Origin of the sequence: Catenulispora pinistramenti, from assembly GCF_018274385.1 — a bacterium.
GTDB lineage: Bacteria > Actinomycetota > Actinomycetes > Streptomycetales > Catenulisporaceae > Catenulispora > Catenulispora pinistramenti.
Genome location: NZ_JAAFYZ010000203.1, coordinates 1 through 20,559, shown reverse-complemented (window position 1 = coordinate 20,559; position 20,559 = coordinate 1). Strand labels below are relative to the sequence as shown.

The 20,559-nt window shown below is 70.1% G+C and carries 18 protein-coding genes; 12 read left to right on the top strand and 6 right to left on the bottom strand.

Translation table 11 applies throughout. The annotated features are described in order from the left end of the window. Positions 1-311 precede the first annotated feature (311 nt). The gene (locus KGQ19_RS38170) at positions 312-1,508 is read right to left on the bottom strand and encodes a sensor histidine kinase (RefSeq protein WP_212018532.1); all 1,197 of its coding nucleotides are present in this window, start codon (positions 1,506-1,508) and stop codon (positions 312-314) included. Positions 1,509-1,516: 8 nt separating this feature from the next. Continuing rightward, positions 1,517-2,179 carry a response regulator transcription factor gene (locus KGQ19_RS38165; RefSeq protein WP_212018530.1) on the bottom strand — a complete coding sequence of 221 codons (663 nt, stop codon included), beginning with the start codon at positions 2,177-2,179 and terminating at the stop codon, positions 1,517-1,519. Between the two features lie 154 nt (positions 2,180-2,333). Between KGQ19_RS38165 and KGQ19_RS52265 the strand changes: the two genes are divergently transcribed. Together KGQ19_RS52265 and KGQ19_RS38155 are read left to right on the top strand one after the other, a co-directional pair. Beyond that, complete coding sequence (locus KGQ19_RS52265) at positions 2,334-3,764, top strand: ABC transporter permease (RefSeq protein ID WP_212018528.1); 1,431 nt, start codon at positions 2,334-2,336, stop codon at positions 3,762-3,764. A 1-nt stretch (position 3,765) separates the two neighbouring features. Then, positions 3,766-4,479, top strand: a complete 714-nt coding sequence (locus tag KGQ19_RS38155; protein ID WP_230420066.1) for an ABC transporter ATP-binding protein — start codon at positions 3,766-3,768, stop codon at positions 4,477-4,479. Positions 4,480-5,044: 565 nt separating this feature from the next. Here KGQ19_RS38155 and KGQ19_RS38150 read toward each other — a convergent pair. Further along, on the bottom strand, positions 5,045-5,905 hold the full coding sequence (locus tag KGQ19_RS38150; protein ID WP_212018526.1) for an SDR family oxidoreductase: 861 nt from the start codon (positions 5,903-5,905) through the stop codon (positions 5,045-5,047). 127 nt (positions 5,906-6,032) lie between these two features. Between KGQ19_RS38150 and KGQ19_RS38145 the strand changes: the two genes are divergently transcribed. The 8 genes from KGQ19_RS38145 (at position 6,033) to KGQ19_RS50395 (ending at position 13,670) form a co-directional block, all read left to right on the top strand. Continuing rightward, positions 6,033-6,434, top strand: coding sequence for a winged helix-turn-helix transcriptional regulator (locus tag KGQ19_RS38145; protein ID WP_212018524.1), 402 nt, complete (start codon positions 6,033-6,035; stop codon positions 6,432-6,434). A 227-nt stretch (positions 6,435-6,661) separates the two neighbouring features. After that, entirely contained in the window at positions 6,662-7,024 is a 363-nt protein-coding gene (locus tag KGQ19_RS38140; protein ID WP_212018522.1) for a hypothetical protein, read from the top strand. Then, positions 7,021-8,022, top strand: a complete 1,002-nt coding sequence (locus tag KGQ19_RS38135; RefSeq protein ID WP_212018520.1) for an FAD:protein FMN transferase — start codon at positions 7,021-7,023, stop codon at positions 8,020-8,022. The genes KGQ19_RS38140 and KGQ19_RS38135 overlap by 4 nt, the downstream gene beginning before the upstream one ends. Continuing rightward, complete coding sequence (locus tag KGQ19_RS38130; RefSeq protein WP_212018518.1) at positions 8,007-8,678, top strand: ferric reductase-like transmembrane domain-containing protein; 672 nt, start codon at positions 8,007-8,009, stop codon at positions 8,676-8,678. Before KGQ19_RS38135 ends, KGQ19_RS38130 begins: the two co-directional genes overlap by 16 nt. After that, positions 8,675-10,009, top strand: coding sequence for an NADH-ubiquinone oxidoreductase-F iron-sulfur binding region domain-containing protein (locus KGQ19_RS38125; RefSeq protein ID WP_212018516.1), 1,335 nt, complete (start codon positions 8,675-8,677; stop codon positions 10,007-10,009). The genes KGQ19_RS38130 and KGQ19_RS38125 overlap by 4 nt, the downstream gene beginning before the upstream one ends. Before the next feature lie 12 nt (positions 10,010-10,021). After that, positions 10,022-10,237 (top strand): ferredoxin, encoded by a 216-nt coding sequence (locus KGQ19_RS38120; protein ID WP_212018514.1) that lies wholly within the window; start codon positions 10,022-10,024, stop codon positions 10,235-10,237. Between the two features lie 307 nt (positions 10,238-10,544). Continuing rightward, positions 10,545-11,768, top strand: a complete 1,224-nt coding sequence (locus KGQ19_RS38115; RefSeq protein ID WP_212018512.1) for a Cmx/CmrA family chloramphenicol efflux MFS transporter — start codon at positions 10,545-10,547, stop codon at positions 11,766-11,768. Positions 11,769-11,891: 123 nt separating this feature from the next. After that, positions 11,892-13,670, top strand: coding sequence for a S53 family peptidase (locus KGQ19_RS50395; protein ID WP_230420065.1), 1,779 nt, complete (start codon positions 11,892-11,894; stop codon positions 13,668-13,670). An 87-nt stretch (positions 13,671-13,757) separates the two neighbouring features. Here the strand turns inward: KGQ19_RS50395 and KGQ19_RS38105 are convergent, their stop codons facing one another. From KGQ19_RS38105 to KGQ19_RS38095, 3 genes are all read right to left on the bottom strand, one after another. After that, a complete protein-coding gene (locus KGQ19_RS38105) occupies positions 13,758-14,705 on the bottom strand; it encodes a hypothetical protein (RefSeq protein ID WP_230420064.1) in 948 nt (315 codons plus the stop codon). Between the two features lie 165 nt (positions 14,706-14,870). Beyond that, positions 14,871-16,499 carry a protein kinase domain-containing protein gene (locus KGQ19_RS38100; protein WP_212018508.1) on the bottom strand — a complete coding sequence of 543 codons (1,629 nt, stop codon included), beginning with the start codon at positions 16,497-16,499 and terminating at the stop codon, positions 14,871-14,873. Between the two features lie 7 nt (positions 16,500-16,506). Next, the gene (locus KGQ19_RS38095; RefSeq protein WP_212018506.1) at positions 16,507-16,788 is read right to left on the bottom strand and encodes a hypothetical protein; all 282 of its coding nucleotides are present in this window, start codon (positions 16,786-16,788) and stop codon (positions 16,507-16,509) included. A gap of 702 nt (positions 16,789-17,490) precedes the next feature. On the opposite strand from KGQ19_RS38095, the gene KGQ19_RS38090 reads away from it, so the two are divergent. Together KGQ19_RS38090 and KGQ19_RS38085 are read left to right on the top strand one after the other, a co-directional pair. Then, positions 17,491-18,645 (top strand): D-alanine--D-alanine ligase family protein, encoded by a 1,155-nt coding sequence (locus tag KGQ19_RS38090; RefSeq protein ID WP_212018504.1) that lies wholly within the window; start codon positions 17,491-17,493, stop codon positions 18,643-18,645. Then, positions 18,642-20,093, top strand: a complete 1,452-nt coding sequence (locus KGQ19_RS38085) for a UDP-N-acetylmuramoyl-tripeptide--D-alanyl-D-alanine ligase (RefSeq protein WP_212018502.1) — start codon at positions 18,642-18,644, stop codon at positions 20,091-20,093. Before KGQ19_RS38090 ends, KGQ19_RS38085 begins: the two co-directional genes overlap by 4 nt. The last annotated feature ends 466 nt before the right edge of the window (positions 20,094-20,559 follow it).

The following is a 20,559-nucleotide window of genomic DNA, read 5'->3' as shown; positions in this document are numbered from 1 at the left end:
TTCTGACTTGCTGGAGTTGAAGAGGCCTGAGGTGGGGCGGGGTTGTGAACGCGCGAACCGGCAGCCGACAAACACACCCACCGACCCGAACCCCGAACCGGCACAACTATGACCGAAGGCCGTAAAAATCGCCTTTCAGCCCAAACACCGACCGCAACCCGGCCCACAAACCCCAGCCCCCAGCAAACTCCACCGCCCACGGATCCCGCCCGCCGACCGGCACGCCGCGAACCACATCGCGAACCACGCCGCGAACCACATCGCGAAAGCTCCCCGGGCAAACGTTGCCTGATACAGCAGTAGAAGCCCGCTCAGCCGCGATACGGCACCGGAACCGTGACGCGCACCGCGAGTCCGCCATCCGGCCGGGCCGTCGCCGTCGCGCCACCACCGTGCGCCTTCGCGACCGAGCGCACGATGGCCAACCCGAGACCGTGTCCGGAACGATCGCTGGCGACCCGCGGCCGGGCCCGCTGAAACGGCTCGAAGAGGCGCTCAACCGAGTCGGGCGGGATCTGCGGCCCGGTGTTCGCGACCATGAGCACCGCATCGCCGCGCCGCAGATTCACCGTCACACTGACCCGGCCGCCCTCGACGTTGTAAGCCAGCGCGTTGTTCAGCAGGTTCGTGATCAGTTGCCGCAGCAGCGCCGCGTTTCCCGGTACCGGGCATTGCGGCGCCACGTCGACACCGACGCTGATCCGCCGCGCGGCAGCGGTGTCCCGGCGTTCGGCGACGGTCTCGGCGACGAGGGCGCTCAGGTCGACGGGCTCGGGGTCCGGGACCATCCGGTCGGTGGCCGCGAGCTGGAGCAGCGCCGTGACGACGACGATGCTGCGCTCGTTGGTGGCCCGCAGCATCGGGGCCAGTTCGGCCAGCTCCTCGCCGCTGACGTCGGTCTCGGCGACCTGGAGGATCGCCCGCGTCGTCGCCAGCGGGGTGAGCAGTTCATGCGACGCGGTCGCCGCGAACCGCTGGTGCGCCGCGAACGACTCCTCCAGCCGGGCCAGCATCGCGTCGAAGGTGTCGGCCAGCCGCTTCAGCTCGTCCGGCGGGCCGGAGGCGTTGATCCGGTCGTGCAGGTGGCCGTCGGCCGCCCGGCTCGCGGCCTCGCCTATGGCGTGGATCGGGGCCAGCAGACGCCGGGACAGGACCCAGCCGGCCCCGAGGCCGACGGTGGTCACTACGAGCAGGGCGGCGATCGAGGTGATGAGCACCGCCGACCAGACATCCTGCTTGGTGCTGATCGCGGCGGCGTGCGGAAGCACGATCGTGTTCTGGGGCAACACGATCGTGGTGCTTCGCTGCACGTCCGTCACCGGCAGGCCGGGTTTCAGATCGTAAGAGGGCACGTACCGGATGCCGAGATAGATGATCGCGACCATCAGCGCGGCCGAGACGCCCAGCGTGCCGCCGAAGCCGGCGAACAGGCGGGCGTGGATGCTCAGCGTCCGGCGGCGCGGGACCCGGGCGCCGGACGCTGAGCCCGGCACTCGGCCCGACCTCATAGCCACACTCATGACTGCCCCATCCGGTAGCCGGCATTCACGACCGTCTGCACCAGCTGCGGCTCGCCGAGCTTCTTGCGCAAGGTGTGCACGACCAGCCGGACGGCGTTCGGGCCGGGGTCGGTGAGCTCGTCCCAAGCGTTGTCGAGCAGTTGCTCGGTGGTGACGACGCCCCGGTCGGCGCGCAGCAGCAACTCCAGCACCGCCAACTCCTTCGGCGCCAGCCGGATCTCGGCACCGGCGCGGGTGACGTGCCGCCGGTGGGTGTCGAAGGCCAGGTCCTCGAAGGTCAGGACCGGCGTGTGCAGGACCGGGCCGCGGCGGTACAGGGCCCGCAGCCGGGCCACGAGCTCCGGGAAGTCGAACGGCTTGGTCAGGTAGTCGTCGGCGCCCAGGCCCAGGCCCTCGACCTTGTCCCCGAGCCGGCCGGCCGCGGTGAGCATGAGGATCCGGCAGCCCGGGTCCATGCCGACCAGCCGCCGGCAGACCTCGTCGCCGTGCAGACCCGGCAGGTCGCGGTCCAGGACCACGGCGTCGTAGTCCCGGACCGCGAGCCGGGCCAGGGCCCGCGCGCCGTCGTGTTCCACGTCGACCGTCATCGCTTCGCGGCGCAGTCCGATCTCCAGGACCCGCGCCAGGTATTCCTCGTCTTCAACGACCAGAACTCGCACCTGATTACCTTTACAACTTTGCGTATGTGAACCGTATGTGGAAGCCGGACGACATATCTTCAGCCGGCACATACGGCTCACATTCCGAGCTGCCTAGCGTAGTTCACCGCTTGCTACCGAGCTTGCTACCGATTCCGACTGAAGGGCGGCGGCTGTGAACTTCCTCAAACGCGCCTGCTGGCGACTCCGAGCCCATGTGATCAAAACCCTGATGCTCACCGGGCTGTTCTTCGTCGTCTGCACGCTGGTGCTGTCCGGGTTCCTGATCCAGTCGGCGGCGGCGCGGGCCGCCGACGGGGCGAAGAAATCCGTGGGCGCGGTGGTGACGATGCAACTGGATCTGAACGCGCTCATGAACTCCGGAAAAGGCGGCACGCCCGCCAATGGCCTCAGTCCCGGTCTGATCGGACCGAACGGCGATCTGCACATCGACCTGGTCGACAGGATCTGCGAGTCCCCGGTCGTGGTCCAGTGCAACTACACCACTCAGGGCGGCGCCGCCCCGTCCTCGGACATCAAGCTCTACCAGCCGCCCGGCGCGCAGAGCGGCGGCGTCGACTTCTTCCAGGGCGACGGGGTGCGCGACCTGAACGCCGTGCAGGACTTCCGCAACGGCGACTCCAAGCTCATCGCCGGCACCGGCATCGGTCCGGACTCGCCGGCCGACGGCGTGGTCATCGAGAAGCGGCTGGCCGACGCGAACCATCTCAAGGTCGGCGCCGAGGTCCACTTCAAGATCGGTGAGCTCGACCCGTCCCTGGACCACACCAAGGAGTTCCCTTACACCGTCGTCGGCATCTACAGCAGCGACAAGGCCTCCGCCACCGGCCAGAACGTCCCGGCCATGCTGGACCCGGGCAACCAGCTCTACTTCACCGCCGCCGGGGCCTCCACGCTCCTGGGCAAGACCGGCGACGGCGTGGTGAATCAGGCCACGTTCACCCTGGCCGACCCGGCCGACCTCGGGCGGCTCAAAGCGGACGCCGCCGCGGCCGGCGCGGACCTGTCGATCTTCCCGCTGTCGATCAACGACAAGGAGTACCAGACGCTGGTCGGGCCGATCACCAAGACCGCCGGCTTCGCCACGGTCACGGTGTGGCTGGTGTCCATCGGCGGCACCGTGATCCTCGGTCTGATCGTCGCCTTCTCGCTGCGCGAGCGGCGCAAGGAGATGGGCGTCCTGCTGTCGATGGGCGAGAAGAAGCCGCGGTTGCTGGGCCAGCACCTGGTCGAGGTCTTCGCCTGCGCGGTGCTCGCCATCGCCGGCGCGACCGCGATCAGCACCGTCCTGTCCCGGGCTGTGGGGAACCACATGCTGGCCGGGGAGGTGTCCTCGGCGGAGAACGCGCCCAAGGACAACACCCCGGACCACTCCAGCACCTTCGGCGCCTCCGCATCCGGAGCCGGCTCCGGCTCCGACACCCCGACCGTCACCCCGATCAGCAAGCTCGACGTCCACGTCAGCTCGTCCGACATCGCCCGGATCGGGGCGGCCGGCCTGGGCATCGCCGCCGCGGCCACGCTCATCCCGGGCATCGCCGTGCTGCGCCTGAACCCCCGCGAAATCCTGACGAAGGGCGACTGACATGACCGCCGCGACTACCGCGACCACCGACGAGAAGGCCGCGAAGACCCCGGTGCTGCAACTCGCCGGCGTCTCCCACTCCTACACTTCCGGCGGCCGGAAGCGCATGATCCTGAAGAACGTGAGCCAGTCGTTCCAGTCCGGACGGATGTATGCCGTCGTCGGCCCGTCCGGCAGCGGCAAGACCACGCTGCTGGCGCTGGCCAGCGGGCTGGACACGCCGGTCGCCGGGAAGGTCCGGTTCCGGGGCGACGACGTCGCCGAGATCGGGCTGGGGCGGTACCGCAACCGGCACGTCGCGACCGTGTTCCAGAATCTCAACCTGCTGAATTACATGACGGCGGTGCAGAACGTGGTGTCCGCGATGGAGATCACCGGAGCGCGGGGCGGCCGCAAGAAGCAGCGGGCGGAACAGATCCTGACCCGGCTGGGCGTCGAGCCGGTGGACCAGCATCGCAGAACTCTGCAACTGTCCGGCGGGCAGCAGCAGCGGGTGGCCATCGCCCGGGCGCTGGCTTGCGAGGTCGATGTGCTGTTCGCCGACGAACCGACCGGGAGCCTGGATCAGGACACCGCGTCTGAGATCGTCTCGGTGTTCCAGGCCCTGGCGCATGAGGAGGGGAAGTGCGTCATCGTCGTGACCCACTCGCGGGAGGTGGCCGCGGCTGCTGATGAGGTGCTGCGGCTTCGGGCCGGGGCGTTGGTCAGGGGCTGAGCCAGGGCGTTGGTCAGGGGGCTGAGGCCGGGGCGCGCGGGACCCGCGGCCGGGGCGTGGACCTCGGCCGCCGGGATGCGGTAGACCACGGCGCGGAAGGAGTCGGTGATGTAGACGTCTCCGTCGGGCGTCACTGCTTCGTCGTTGACGAGGGTCTTTTCGCCGGTGTTGGGCGGCGCGGCGTTGGGGACGGTGTAGGAGGCTACGAGCTTGCCGGTCTTGGTGTAGATGAAGAAGCGGCCGGTGAAGGCTCCGGCGGCCAGGAGGCGGTCACCGGCGATTTTGATGCCGGTGACTTGGGTGCGGCCGTCGGTGCCGGGCGGGAGGAAGGGTTCGAGCGTCTTCGCTCCGAGGTGCCCGCGGTCGACGGCGCCGTCGTCGATGCTGCCGGTGTAGATGGAGGTGTTGTCGGCCGCGACGCTTTCGGGGAAGGCGTTGGGGCCGTTGATGGTAAGCGTGTAAGGACCCTGCTTATGGTTTCGGCCTGTGGCGGCTGCGGCGGGGATCGCGGCAGCGGTCAGGACGGCGACCGTCGTGGCGAGGGTTACCAGCGTCCGTCGCATCATCACCGCAGTGCCTCTTCGATCGCGGCCGCCAGGGTGGTCGTGGGGCGCCCGATCAGTCGGCTCAGGTCGCCGGAGTCGCTGAACAGCTCGCCGCGGCCCAGTCCGAGGTCGGCGTCGGCGAGGACGTGCGCCACATCGGCGGGCACGCCCGCGCCGGCCAACGCCGCCGCGAACTGCTCGGCCGGCAGATCGGTGTAGGTGATCGGCCGGCCGGTGCGGTCGGCGACGGTCGCGGCGAGTTCGGCCATGGTGAACGCCTCGTCGCCGGCGAGGTCATACACCTTGCCGACGTGCCCTTCCGTGCTCAGTATCAGCGCGGCGGCCTCGGCGTAGTCGGCGCGGGACGCCGCGCTGATCCGGCCGGCGCCCGTGGACCCGATGAACGTGCCGTGCTGGAGCACCACGGGCAGTTGGGAGGTGTAGTTCTCCAGGTACCAGCCGTTGCGTAGCAGCACACTGGGAACCGCGCGCTCGCGCAGGTACTCCTCGGTCCCGCGGTGGGTGGCGCCGATGATCGTGGCGGTGGTGTCGGCGCGCGTCATGCTCGTGTACGCCACCAGCGAAACACCCGCAGCCTGCGCGGCATCGATGGCCCGGCGATGGTTCGCCAGGCGGTCCTCCACCGGGATGGAGGCTGAGATCAGCAGCAGCTTCTCGGCCCCGGCAAACGCTGTCGCAAGACTGTCCGCGTCGCCGAAATCAGCCCGCCGCACCACCGCCCCACGATCGGCCAGATCCTTGATCCCGGCCGTATCCCGCCCGGTGGCGACGATCCCAGCGGCCGGCACCCCCCGCCGCAGCAACGCCTCGACGACGAGCCGGCCCAACTGCCCGGTGGCCCCGGTAACGACGATGGACATGAACGAATCCTCGTTTCCGCCGCGGCCTCCCGCGGCACGCCCCCATGCTGACCTGGCAGCTAACCCCTGGGAAGTAGCCACTTTTTGGTAAGGTAGCCACCCACGGGAAAGAGAAGAGGTGAGCCCGATGGCACCCGTCACAGCCGTGACCGAGGCAACACGATCCTGGGACCCCTACGAACGCGGCTGCCCCTCCCGCGACCTTCTGGACCGCATCGGCGACAAGTGGTCCATCCTCGTCCTCGGCGAACTCGCCCAACACGGCACCGCCCGCTTCACGCAGCTCCGCAAGCGCCTGGAAGGCGTCAGCGAGAAGATGCTGACGCAGACCCTGCGCGCCCTGGAACGCGACGGCTTGGTGCTGCGCACGGTCCACGCCGAGGTGCCGGTGCGGGTGGAGTATGAGCTGACGGCGCTGGGTCAGACGCTGCGGGAGCCGTTGAAGGTGCTCACGCAGTGGTCGATGCGGCACACGACGGATGTGCTTGCTGCTCGGGAGCGGTTTGATGGTCGGGCGGGGGCGGTTTGACCCCGCCATTCCTCAGGCCTCTTCAACTCCGGCAAGCCGGCACAAGGCCAAAACTATGATGCCGAGCCGGCGCCTGCGGCGGGGACTCTCGGCTCCCCCGGGGAACTGGCACCAATCGCCGCTCTGAGCCAATTCTCAAAGTCGATGTTGATCCCCGCCTCATCACTCTCTCACCGAGCCGGACCACGGTGGATGGCGATCCATTCAGCCATTGTGGAGGTGTCGACATGGAGCGTGAAGCGCGTCGCAGGCTCGTCCGAATATCCGCTGTGACCTGGACCGTGACCGCCGCGAGCGTGGCCGGCGGGGTGGCGATCGCCGCGACCGTGCCCCGGGCGCACTCGGGCTCGGGTGCCACACCGGCCTCGGGTGCCACGTCGGGCACGGGCACCGGCGCGTCGTCCGGCTCCGGGCTCCAGCCGTCGACGTCGGCGCCGAGCAGCACAAACACCACAGGAGCCTCGGGAACCACAGGCACCACAAGCGGTTCAGGTGGCACCGCTACCAGCTCGCCCTCGTCTTCGTCTTCGTCGTCTTCATCGAGCAGCACCACGTCCTCCGGCCACGCCGCGACCTCGGGTGCCTCATGAGCACCATCGCCCCGCCCTACGCCGCGACCGACTGGCGCGCCCTGGGCTGTGCGGTGCGCCTCGCCGTCACCGACTCGGCGGCGTTATCCGAAGCCCGTCAGTTCCTGATCGAGTGGCTGGCCACCGTGGACGTCGCGTGCAGTCGCTTTCGCGACGACTCCGAAATCGCGACGCTCGATCACTCCGCCGGGCGCGAGATGCCGATCAGCGCCGTTCTTGCCGAAGCCGTGGCGGCTGCTCTTCGCGGTGCGGAGCTCAGTGGCGGGGATGTGGATCCGACCGTGGGCTCGGCGCTGGCCGGGCTCGGGTACGACCGCGACTTCGACCTTGTGCAGCACGACGGCAGTCCCGTGAAGCTCGTGGTCCGGCCGGTGCCGGGGTGGCGGCGCATCGTCTTCGACGCGGAGCGCCGGACGCTCGCCGTCCCGCCGGGGATTCGGCTGGATCTGGGCGCGACCGCGAAGGCATGGGCCGCTGACCGTGCCGCCGCGGATCTGGCCGCGCGCTTCGGCTGCGGGGTGTTGGTCGGCCTCGGCGGTGACCTCGCGGTGGCGGGGACGGCGCCTGCGGATGGCTGGACGATCCGGGTTCAGGACCGAACCGACGAGCCGGGCGCGGACCCGGATGCGCAGCACATCAGCATCCTGATCCGTGACGGCGGCCTGGCCACCTCGGGCACCGCCGCCCGCCGCTGGACCCGCGGCGCCAGAACCCTGCACCACATCATCAACCCGCACACCGGCCTGTCGGCACGCACCCCCTGGCGCACCGTGAGCGTTACCGCCGCCACGTGCCTGGACGCCAACATCGCCAGCACCGCGGCCATTGTTCGCGGCACCCGGGCGCCGGCGTGGCTGGCTGAGTGCGGTCTGGATGCGCGCCTGCTGGCTGAAGACGGGACGGTGTGCACCGTCGGGCGCTGGCCGGCCGCGCCGGGTAGCACCGGCTTCTCGTACGCCATCGGCCCGAGGGAGGAATCGTCGTGGACTCTGCGGTGATCTGGTACACCGGACAGGCCACCGGCATCGTGACCCTGGTCCTGTTCAGCCTCGTGATGGTGCTGGGCATCAGCGTACGGCGACAGGTCCGGCTCCCCGGGCTGCCGCGACTGGCGGCGGTCGCGCTGCATCGCAGCATCTCGTTGCTGGCGGTGGTGTTCCTGGCCGTCCACATCCTCACGGCGGTCATCGACTCCTACGTCGATATCAGCCCCCTGGCAGTCGTAGTCCCGTTCTCGTCCTCCTATGAACCGCTGTGGATCGGCCTGGGCGCGGTGGCGCTCGATCTGATCCTGGCCGTTGTGATCACCAGCCTGCTGCGGGCCCGCATCGGTCGGCGCAGCTGGCGCGCCGTGCACTGGCTGGCCTACGCCTGCTGGCCGATCGCCATCGTCCACGGCGTGACGCTCGGCAACGGCACCGGGCATCCCATGACCGGCTGGCCCCTGTGGCTGACCATCGCCTGCGTCGCCGTGGTGCTGGCCGCCGTCGCGCAGCGCGTGGCCACGGGACGACGTGCCCTGACACCCGCCGACATCCTCGCGGCGGCTCCCGAGCAGGGCAACGGGCAGAACATCGGTCGAGGCGCCAGCCAGTACCAAGCAGGCGCCCGCGAATACGCCACCGTCACGACCGACGAAGGAGTACGACGATGAACACGTCCGTCCTGCCGCCGGTGCGTATCCGCTCACTCGCCAACGCCACCGCCACCGCCACCGCGGCGATGCGTCTGCTCCCGTCAGCGCCGTTGAACCACCAGGCTCATCGCGCCGTCTACGGCGACCTGCCACGCCTCGACCCCGGACACGTCATGGCCGCCGCCGAGCATTCCGGCCTGAGTGGGCAAGGCGGCGCGGCGTTTCCGGCGCACCGGAAGATGGCCGCGGTGCGCGAGGCCGCTCGACGGGCCGGCCGGCGTCCGGTCGTGGTGGCCAACGGCTCCGAGGGTGAGCCGGCCAGCGCCAAAGACAAGGCCCTGTTATGGCACGCGCCGCACCTGGTCCTGGACGGCGTCGCGCTCGCAGCCGCCGCCGTTGGTGCGGACCGGGCGTTCCTGGCTGTCGAAGCCGGGCACGGCCTGCTTGGGTATCTGACCGAGGCGGATCGGCAACGAACCTCGACGGCCGTGCCCGTGACGATCGTCGAAGTGCCGTCCCGCTTCCTGTCCGGACAGGAGTCGGCGCTGGTGTCGTTCCTCGACGGCGGCCCCGCGCTGCCCCGATTCCAGAGCCGACCGGTGTTCGAGCAAGGCGTCGGGGGCGGCCCGACCCTGGTGCAGAACGTCGAGACACTGGCGCACCTGGCCCTGATCGCCCGCCACGGCCCGGCGTGGTACCGGTCAGGCGCGGCCACGTCACTGTTCACCGTGCGATACGCGGACAGCACGCCGACCGTCGTGGAAGCCGCGCCGGGCACGTCGCTCCAGCACCTGACGGGAGCCGTGTCCGGGCAAGCGATCCTGGTCGGCGGCTACCACGGGACCTGGCTGCCACTGGAATCGGCGGCACGATCGGGCCGCGAAGTCGGGGCCGGCATCAGAGCGATCACCGGAGACACCAGCGTCAGTGCTGAAACACTGGGCGTCCCGCTGGGTGCGGGCCTCCTGGCCGTCCTCCCCCACGACCGCTGCGGCCTGGTCGAGACCGCGTCGATCCTGCGCTACCTGGCCCTGGAATCAGCCGGCCAGTGCGGCCCATGCCTGAACGGCCTGCCCCGCATGGCAGCGGCCTTCGGCGAACTGGCCCGCCCCACCCCGCGCAGCGACCTCCAGCAGATCCGCGACGACCTGTCCCGCTGGGCCGGCCTGGTCACCGGACGCGGCGCCTGCCGCCATCCGGACGGCACCGCCCGGCTCGCTCGCAGTGCCCTGATCGCCTTCGCCGCCGAAGCCGACGCCCACTCCCGCGGTCGATGCCGGGCCTCCGCCCGGCCCCCGATGCTCCCGACAGCGATGCCGCCCGCAAGCCAGAGCACTGCGAGCGAGTAAGGATCCTGACCGATGCCCGAGCCCACCACGATCACCCTGCGCGCAGCCGTCGACTGGACCGCCTGCCAAGGCCACGGTGCCTGTGCCGACCTCCTCCCGGAAGTCGTCTCGCTGGACGAATGGGGCTACCCGATCCTCCAGGAGCGTCCGGTCCCCGCCGAAGCCCGGCGCCGGGCCCGCAGAGCCGTTTCCGAGTGCCCGGCACTCGCCTTCCTGCTCAAGCGATAGCAACCGCACAAGCGATCCGAGCGTCGCACCCGCGTGGGTCCGGAGGAATTCCATGTGCGCTGCCGGGGCGATCTTGGGTAGTGTGCGCGGCATGTCGAGCCCCGAGGCATCCACTGTGGGGGCTTTCGGTCACACCGTCAGCCCCCTGATCTTGAGCCTGAACCCGAACGGGAACCGGAACCGCTAAGCGTTCCAGCCTTCCCCGCCTGCCGCGCTATCGCGAGGGCGGCTGTTCGGGTACGCCCGCGGGACTGACCGTGGTGACGAGACGTGTTCTTCCGTCCGTTCTCCCGCCTCGGAGTCCTCGATGCCTCTTGCTCTCTACCTGCTCGCCCTGGCCGTTTTCGCCATGGGCACTTCTGAATTCATGCTCGCCGGTCTGGTGCCGGACATCGCGCACAGCCTTGACGTCTCGATCGGGACGGCCGGCCTGCTGACCTCGGCCTTCGCGGTCGGGATGGTGGTCGGCGCGCCCGCAATGGCCGTTCTAGCCCGGCGGTGGCCTGCTCGGGCCACGCTTCTCGGGTGCGTGGTCGTCTTCGCGCTCTGTCATGTCGGGGCCGCGATCACGCCGACCTTCGTGGTTCTGTTCGCCACCCGGGTGGTGGCCGCGCTGGCCGACGCCGGGTTCCTGGCGGTCGCGCTCAGCACCACGACCCAGCTCGTCGCGGCCGACCGGAAGGGCCGAGCGCTGGCGGTCCTGCTGTCCGGCACGACGCTCGCCACCATCGCCGGGGTACCGGCCGGGGCGTTGCTCGGCAGCACGTTCGGCTGGCGGGCGACGTTCTGGGCCATCGCGCTGCTGTGCGTCCCGGCAGCCGTCGGCATCGCCAAAGGCATCCCCGGCCGGACCGGGCAGGCCAGACAGGCCGCGCGGGCCACACACAGCGCAGTACGGGGCCCACGGGAAGTGAACGCCAGCCCCTCGCTGCGTTCCGAACTGGCGCAACTCCGAACGCCCCGCCTCCTCCTCGCCATGCTGCTCGGCGCGCTGACCAACGGCGGCACGTTCGCCGCGTTCACCTACCTCGCGCCGATCGTCACCGGCGTCGCCGGGCTGGGCGACGGGTGGGTGTCGGTGGCGCTGGTCCTGTTCGGCCTCGGCTCCTTCGTCGGCGTCACGGTCGCGGGGCGTCTGTCCGACCGGCATCCGGGGCTCACGCTCCTGGTCGGCACGCCGCTGCTGCCAGTGGGCTGGATCGGTGTCGCGCTGTTCGCAGCGCATCCGGTGGCGCTGCCGGGCCTCCTATTCGTCCAAGGCGCGTTGTCCTTCGCGGTCGGCAGCACCCTGATCACCCGCGTGCTCTACGCGGCATCCGACGCCCCGACCATGGGTGGCTCCTACGCGACCGCGGCCCTCAACATCGGCGCCGCGGCGGGCCCGGCTATGGGAGCCGCGGCGCTGTCCGGCCCCGGCGGTCTGGGGCCGGTATGGGTCGCGGCGGCGCTGACCGGCTCGATCCCCGCCGTCGCGCTCATCGCCCGGGGGATGGCGCCCAAGTCGGATTTCAGTCTCAATTCAAGGAATTGAAACCGCCCGCCACCGGCACTGTGAAGCGCTCTATCACCCTCCCCCACGGTTCAGCACACTCCCACTCAACCCCCGGAATCAGGCTGCGGACAACGCGACCGGCGGGGCACGAGAGGAGAACACATGAGGCGGATACTCCTGGCCGGCGCCATGATGTCGGCCGTATCCACCGCGGCGGCCCTGGCCTGTGTGGGGCCCGCTGAAGCCGCACCGGCTCCACAAGTGGTCCCGGCCGCCTGTGCCAGCGCCATCGCCGGGCACGCGCACTGCAACGCGCTCCAGCTGGTGCGCGGCGGCGCGAGACCGGCGGCACCGGCCGGGTTCGGCCCCAGCGACATCCAGTCCGCGTACAACCTGGGCAGCAATCCGGGCAGCGGGCAGACGGTCGCCATCGTCGACGCCTACGACGACCCGAACGCCGAGAGCGACCTGGGGACCTACCGCTCGCAGTGGGGCCTGTCGGCGTGCACGACGGCGAACGGGTGCTTCACGAAGGTGGACCAGAGCGGCGGCAGCAACTACCCGACCGGGGACTCCGGCTGGGGAGTGGAGATCACGCTGGACCTGGACGCGGTGAGCGCGGCGTGCCCCGGCTGTCACATCCTGCTGGTCGAGGCGAACACCAACAACGACACCGACTTGGGGGCCGCCGTCGACGAGGCGGTGAAGCTCGGCGCGAAGTTCGTCTCCAACAGCTACTCCGACGCCGAGAGCAACTTCAGCACCGGTCTGGACTCGCACTACAACCACCCCGGCGTGATGATCGCGGCGGCCACCGGCGACAGCGGGACCCAGTCCGGGTCGAACGCCCAGTTCCCGGCGACGTTCCCGAGCGTGGTGGCGGTCGGCGGGACCTCGCTGAGTAAGGACTCGAGTTCGCGCGGCTGGTCGGAGTCGGTGTGGAGCAGCGGCGGCTCCGGCTGCTCCTCGCTGTTCGCCAAGCCCGCCTACCAGCAGAACATCAGCACCGGCTGCGACAACCGGGCCAGCGCCGACGTCTCGGCCGACGCCGACCCGAACACCGGGCTGGCGGTCTACGACACCTACAGCCAGTCCGGGTGGCTGGAGTACGGCGGCACCTCGCTGGCCACGCCGCTGATCTCGGCGATGTGGGCTCAGGCCGGCGCGCCGGCGTCCGGGGACAACGGCGTCTCCTACGTCTACGCCAACGAGGCCAAGTTCAACGACGTCACCTCCGGCAGCAACGGCTCGTGCGGCACGGTGATCTGCAACGCGGGCACCGGCTGGGACGGTCCGACCGGGGTCGGCACACCGAACGGCGTCAGCGGCTTCGCTGCCGGCAACACCCCGCCGCCGCCCAGCAACGACTTCTCGGTGTCGCTGAGCCCGGCGTCGGGCTCGGTGAACCCGGGTTCGTCGGCCACCGCCACGGTCGGCACGAAGGTCACGGCCGGTTCGGCGGTCACGGTGCAGCTGTCCGCCTCGGGCCTGCCCTCCGGCGCCTCGGCGAGCTTCAGCCCGACCTCGGTCAGCGCGGGCGGCAGCTCGACGCTGACGATCAGCACCTCGGGCTCGACCCCGGCCGGGACGTATCCGGTGACCGTGACCGGGAGCGCCGGCAGCACGACCCACACGGCGACGTACTCGCTCACCGTCAACGGCAGCGGCGGGGGCGGGACCGTCACGGTGACCGATCCCGGCGACCAGTTCGGATTCGTCGGCTTCCAGTCCAACAGCCTGCAGATCCAGGCCTCGGACAGCAAGAACCTGCCGCTGACGTTCAGCGCCACCGGGCTGCCCCCGGGCCTGAGCATCAGCTCGTCCGGGGACATCTCCGGCACCCCCACCACCGCGGGCACCTACCAGGTGACCGTCACCGCCACCGACTCCGGCGGCGGCTCGGGCAAGACGGCCTTTGGAGACACCGTGTACGGGTTCTGATTCTGATCTGATCTGGTCTCAGGGTTCTGCCCTGATTGGCTATAGCAGTGGAATCGCGATACCTGCGGAATCGCGATAGCAGCGAGATCACGGAGCGGGCGGGTCTGCACGACGTATCGACGGTGCGTCGTTCAGGCCCGCCCCCCAGTCCCAGCGCAGGCCGACCACGCCGGGTGGGACGTCGGTCGCCATCACGTGCGCCTGCCCGGTCGCGCCGACCCAGACCTCGCGGACCCCTTGGTCCGGCGCGGCTTCCGTGCGTCGCTCGTACCGCACGCAGCGCGCCGGGACCGTCGCGGGGTCGAACTGCACCATCAGCACGTACATCGCGGTGGCGTAGGGGAAGAAGCGCTGGTAGAAGTCGGTCTCGGTGGGCGGGGTCGGGGACAGTCCGGTCAGCTCGTAGTCCACGACCGTGGTGTCCCCGCGGCGCAGCACCCGGTCGAACAGCAATTCCGCGGCCACGAACCCGCTGTCGGCGGCGATCCGCACCCGCCCGACGCGGCAGCCGTGCAGCGCGGTCATGACCGGGGCCGGCGACGGCGGATCGTAGGTGCGGTAGAGCACTGTCATCCGGCTCAGGTCGTCCGCCTCGGCCCGCACGACCTGGCACGTGGACAGCGCCACCTCGCGCCGATCGGGCCCGAGGCTGTAGCGGTCGAGGGTGGACAGCCGGGTCAGCTCCAGGCGCCCGGCGGGATCCAGGCCGCGCAGCAGATCGTCGTACTCCCGATGAGCACCCCACGCATCGACGACATCGAGCCCTGACTCCCGCCGCACAGCCGACCGCCCACGAGGCCGCCGCGGCCCCAACTGCCCGCTCAACGCCCCCGCCGAAAGCCCCAGCACCTCCTCCAGCGACCGCACCGCGACCAACGACTCCGGCCGCTCCGGCCGGCTGAGGCCGCGCCGCCAATAACTCAGCGTCGCCATCGACACCAGGGCGCCACGGGCGGCGAGCTCCGCGCGCACCTGCTCCAGGGTCAGGCCGCTGGCCTCGATCGCCAGGTGCAGCGTCGCGGAGAAGGGGCCCATGCGAACCGCGTGGGCGAGGTCACGGTGTAACGCTCCTGATCGAGCGGGCTCCATGGATAGCAGTATGGCCCCGAGGTCAAGGGTGGTGTATAGGGGTGGAGACGACTGCCGAGGATGAGCGGGTCCGGATCGGCGTCGCGGTCCAGGCCGCGACGCGTGTGACAGCTACCGCCGGGGCGGAAGCTTCAGGTGAAGCAACGTCTGCGCGGCCTTGATCGGCGCGGCCCAATGCCGCCTGGTGGACGGTTCCGATGTGGGCTGTTCCGACGCGGGTGGGATCGCAATGGTCGGCGATATCTCTGCGACCTCCTCCGCCGACGGCCGCTCGTGTGGGTCCTTGGCCAGGCAGCGTGCAATCACCTCCCGCAGTTCGGCCGGAACAGCGTCCAGATCAGGCTGCTCATGCGTAATCCGATACATCATGGAGGTCGGATCACCCTCGCCGAACGGATGCCGTCCGGTGACCGCGAAGGCCAGTACCGCGCCGAGGGCGAAGACGTCTGCGGGCGGTCCGATCTCGCGCCTGCCGAGTAGCTGTTCCGGCGCAATGAATCCCGGCGTCCCAACGGCGATACCGGTCCGGGTGATCTTCGATGCGCCGTCGTCGCGGGCGATGCCGAAGTCGATGAGCTTCGGGCCCTGTTCCGCCATCAGGACGTTCCCCGGCTTCACATCCCGGTGGACCAGGCCCAACCCGTGCACCGTCGCCAACGCCGCGGCCAGATCGGCCCCGAGCCGCCGGACCGCGGACGGCGAGAGCGGTCCATCCCACGCCACCACCTCCGCCAGCGACGGGCCCGGAACATACTCCGTGGCAAGCCACGGTCGCTCGGCTTCCGGATCGGCAGCCAGCATCCGGGCGAAGGACCGTCCGGCGGGGATGCGCTGCAACATACCGACCTCACGCCGGAATCGCTGGCGGAATTCAACGTCGCGGGCCAGCTCACGATGCACGACCTTGACGGCGGCCTGCTCTCCGGACTCGTCCACTCCAAGATAGACAATGCTCATGCCACCTTCGCCAAGGAGGCCGAGCAATCGGTAGGGGCCGATTTCGCGAGGATCACCATCCTCAAGCGGTGCCCGTCCCCGATCCGTTCCGGTGCCGGATGTCGGCCCATGACTCACAGGTTGATCTGGCTGGGCGATCCGCCGCGGCACGGTGTACAGCCCCGTCTCCGCGTGCGGCGTGACAGTGGCCATGGCCAGTCGCGTCCAGGCCTCATGCCACCGATCGAGCGCCTCCTCGTCGCCGCAGGCGATGACGAACGCCTCGACGACCCGCCACTGCGGAAGCCGGTCGCCCTTCAGCGCGTCGCAGAGCGTGCTCGTCGGCAGGCTCTTGCCGGCGTCGCGCGCACGCCGTGCGATATCCCGGAGCGTCAGCTGACCGGATCCGATCTTGAGCTTGTGCATCTGGCCGACGAACTGCACGACGTTCCGCGCGTTCGCGGGGTCGGCATCGGCGAAGCGGCGGGTCAGGCCGGTCAGCCGCGGACGGCACGGGGCCCTTCCGGGCCGGCCCAGCGACTCGTTGACCTCGTGCCAGCGTTGCTCCCAGGTCCGCACGTCGTCCGGGGTGCCACCGCAGGCTCGGACGAACGCGAGGGTCAGTTCGATGGTGGGTAGCTTGTGCCCGCTGGCCGCGGTGGACAGGGCACTGGGCGAATACTGCGCCAGCCGCCCGAGGTCCCGGTACGGAATCTGCCCGGTGGCATGGCGCAGCGCCCGGAGGTCGCGGGCGAATTCTGCCAGCGGACCCTCGGACGCTACGGATTCTTCGGGGCGGCCCATGGACCCGCTAGAGCGCCGGGCGCGACGGTAGTTGCCGCGCCAGCCGCGTGACCGTCCGGCAGGCGCCGGCCAGCACCGTGGTCACGGCGACGGCGTCGTAGCCTCGACCGACCATCAGGCAGACGGCCGCGAAGACGATGACGATGACGATCGCCGGTGGCCGGCGAGTCACACCGGCGGCGAGGCAGCGGACGGTCGGCGCTGCCTGGGCTGCTTCCGCTGCTTGGGCGACTTCCGCTGCTTGGCCTGCTTGGCCTGCATGGGCCCGGCGCTCAAGTGATTTCCCCACGTTCAACATCGCTCCTCAAAACTCTTGGTGGTCCAGGCTGGAAACATCGCGAACCCGACCGGGCAGGCCGATTGGCGTCGGCTCGTGAACAGAGCCCTGAGTTCGCTCCACCCATCGTGCGTCAGCGCGTCCTGGGCCGTCCAGCAGACCGGAAAAATGCTTGATGACGCTCTGGCCAGCGGAATCCGGGGCCGTCCGGTGCCGTCCGGTGCCGTCCGGTGGCATCCGGCGGTATCCGGAGCCGTCCGCCGCCATCCGGACGTGTCCGGTGCCACGGCCCGGCTCGGCACTGTGACCTGCGGATACCCAAGGGAGAGTTGTTCACGCTTGTTTCGGCTGCCTTGTGAAGCCATGCACTGTGTGTGTTCACTGGAGATGAACCCGAGCTCTGTTGGTCCAGGCGATCGGGAGGAGGGGTCCGTGTTGGCGCACGGGCCCCTCGACCAGGGCGGGGTGACTCGTCGCGATAACACCCGATATGTCCCATTCGAGATGCTCTGGTCATCAAGCATCCGTGCACCGCCATCTCTCAACACCACCGCCCCCGGAAACCCGCCATCACCGGCCCGGCGTCGGCCAAGATCGGCCTTCCGGACGTCAGCCCTCCGGAGTTCCCTCATAATTGGCAGTGGTTGAGATGACCAGGAGGGGTCCCAATTGCATTCCGCGCCAGTACACGCTTCACCCGAGGGTGACAACGGCTTGCTTCAAGTCGGTGTCTTCTACGGTGGTCCGTCCGACGAGCACGACGTGTCCCGCGCGTCGGCGAAGGCGCTCGTCCGGAACCTGCCCGGCGACCGCTACGCCCTGCACGCGATCGGTGTCACCAAGACCGGGCGGTTCATGCTGCTGCCGCGTGAGGCGCTGGAGTACGCCCGCACCGAGGCGGGCACGGACGTCGCGATAGACGATCTGCTGCCGATCGCCGGGACGCCGGTGGAGCTGCTGCCGAACCGGGCGGACGGGGCGTTGAACGTGGTGCGGGCCGGTGACCCGGGCACGGTGCTGGCCCGGGTCGACGTCGCGTTCCCGGTGCTGCACGGCGCCTTCGGCGAGGACGGCGTCATCCAAGGGCTGTTCGAGGCGTACGGGGTCCGCTACGTCGGGTGCGGGGTCGGTGCCTCGGCGGTCGGCATGGACAAGGTCGCGATGAAGCGCGCCTTCCTGGCCGAGGGCATACCGGTCACCCCGCACATCGTGCTCACGGCCGAGCGCTGGGCCGCGACCCGCGACGTCCTGCCGCTGCTCAACGGCCTGGAGTGGCCGCTGTTCGTCAAGCCCGCGGCCGGCGGGTCCTCGATCGGCGTGACCCGGGTGTCCGATGCCGGCGAGCTGAAGAGCGCGGTGAATGAGGCGTTCGCCCTGGACAACACCGTGATCGTGGAGCAGGGCGTGGAGGACGCCCGCGAGATCGACTGCGGCGTGCTGATCAGCCCGGACGGCGACCTGTGGGCCTCGCTTCCGGCCGAGATCGACGTGGACAACGGCCTGCTGGACTTCCGGCAGAAGTACCAGGCCGTCGATTCCCGGCTCACGGTCCCGGCCGATCTGCCGGACAAGGTCGCCGACCGGATCAGGGCCCTGGCACTGGAGGCGTTCACCGCGATCGGCGCCTTCGGTCTGGCCCGGGTGGACTTCCTGTGGAATGAGCAGGCGGACGAGCTGTACGTCTGCGAGATCAACACCATGCCCGGCTTCACGACCCGGTCCTCGTTCGCCCGGGCGTGGAACGCCAGCGGCGTGCCGTTGCCGAAGGTGCTGACCTGGCTCATAGACCAGGCGCTGGTGCGACCGGCTCGGAACGGCGTCCGTGCGGCGATGGAAGCGGCGGCGCAAGCGGCGGTGGAGGCGAAGTGAGAGCGCTCAGTCTGGCCGAGATCGCCGAAGTCGTCGGTGGAACGCTGCATGAGGCCGATCCGGCGAGTGTCGTGAACGGTCCGGTGGCGCTGGACTCCCGCGCCGTCGTCCCCGGCGGGCTGTTCGCCGCGTTCGACGGCGCGCAGGTCGACGGGCACAAGTTCGCGGAGGCGGCGGTGGCCGCCGGCGCGACCGCGGTGCTGGCCTCCCGGCCGGTCCCGGTGCCCGCCGTGCTGGTGGCGGACGTCCGGTCCGCGCTGGCCCAGTTGGCCAAGCACAACCTGGCCGGTATCGACCCGCTGGTGATCGGTCTCACCGGCTCGTTCGGCAAGACCACGACCAAGGACCTGCTGGCCACGATCCTGGAGGCGCAGGCGCCGACGATCGCCACCGCCGGTTCCTTCAACAACGAGCTCGGGCTGCCGCTGACGGTGCTGCGCGCCGACGAGTCGACCCGGTACCTGGTGCTGGAGATGGGCGCGGCACAGGCCGGGGATCTCACGTATCTGACGTCGATCGCGCCGGCGCGGGTGGGGGTGGTGCTCGCGGTCGGCAACGCCCACGTCGAGACGTTCGTGGCGGGCGCGGGTCCGGAGGCGGCGGGCGAGGATCCCTTGAGCATCGTCGCGGCGGCCAAGTCCGAGTTGGTCGCGGCGCTCCCGTCGGCGGCCGCCGGCGGCATCGCGGTGCTCAACACCGACGACCCCCGGGTCGCCGCGATGGCCCCGCGCACCGAGGCCGACGTGGTGTGGTTCGGCCGCGGTCCGGACGCGGTGATCACCACCGTCGACGAGCGGCTGCTGCACGGGATGTCGGCCTTCACCCTGAAGACCCCCGACGGCAGCGCCCCGGTCCAGCTGTCGCTGCTCGGCGCGCACCAGGTCAGCAACGCGCTGGCCGCCGCCGCGACCGCGTGGGCGCTGGGCATCGGTGTGGAGAAGATCGCCGCGGCGCTGAGCGCGACGGGCGGGCCGCGTTCCACCTCGCGGCTGGCGGTGCGGACTCGCGACAGTGACGGCGTCACGGTTGTCGACGATGCCTACAACGCCTTCCCGGAGTCGATGGAAGCCGCCCTGAACGCGACCACGGCGCTGGCCGCCGATGATTCGCGACGGATCGTCGGGGTCCTGGGTGAGATGGTGGCGCAGGGGACTGATTCCGCTGCCCGGCATCGGAGGATCGGGGATCTGGCCGCCGAGTTGGGGTTCGCGGCTTTGGTCGTGGTCGATGGGCCTGACTCGGAGTTCTATGACGGGACTGGTCCGGTGGCGCTGGTCGACGCCGCCCGCGCCGGGGCCCCGGACATGGTCGTGCACCACGTGCGCGACCGCGAGGAGGCGCTGGTGGTGGCGCGTAAGCTGATCCGGCCCGCGGACGTCGTGCTGGTGAAGGGTTCCCACGATCTGGGGTTGAACGCTCTGGCGGACGCGTTGGCCGCCGAAGGCTGAGCTCAGGCCGCCCCGACACGGGCAAGGACCGGCCGCAGGACATCGTGATGCCTGTTGCCGGTCCTTCGTGTTTCCCGTCGAGCTATGTACGTCTGTGTTCCTCGACAGTACGCTGAGTTGCCGCTCAGACACACATGCGAGTACTGACACGGGGAGCCGATACATGCCCGACGCTCAGTCCGGTGACCAGGGAACACCGATGGGTCCCGACTCATCGGAGCTGACGACACAACAGCTGAACACCGTCGAGCCGCAGGGCTCGTCCGCGTTCACGACGCAGCAGCTGAACGTGGTGGCGCCTGGCGGGCCGGTTCAGCAACCGCCGGAGGGTGGGTATGCGCCGCCGCCTGCGCAGCCGGGGCCCTTCGCACCGCCGCCTGGCTACGGGCCACCGCAGGCGCCGCCATCTGGCTATGGGCCGCCGCAGGCACCGCAGCCTGGCTACGGGCCACCGCAGTCCCCGCCC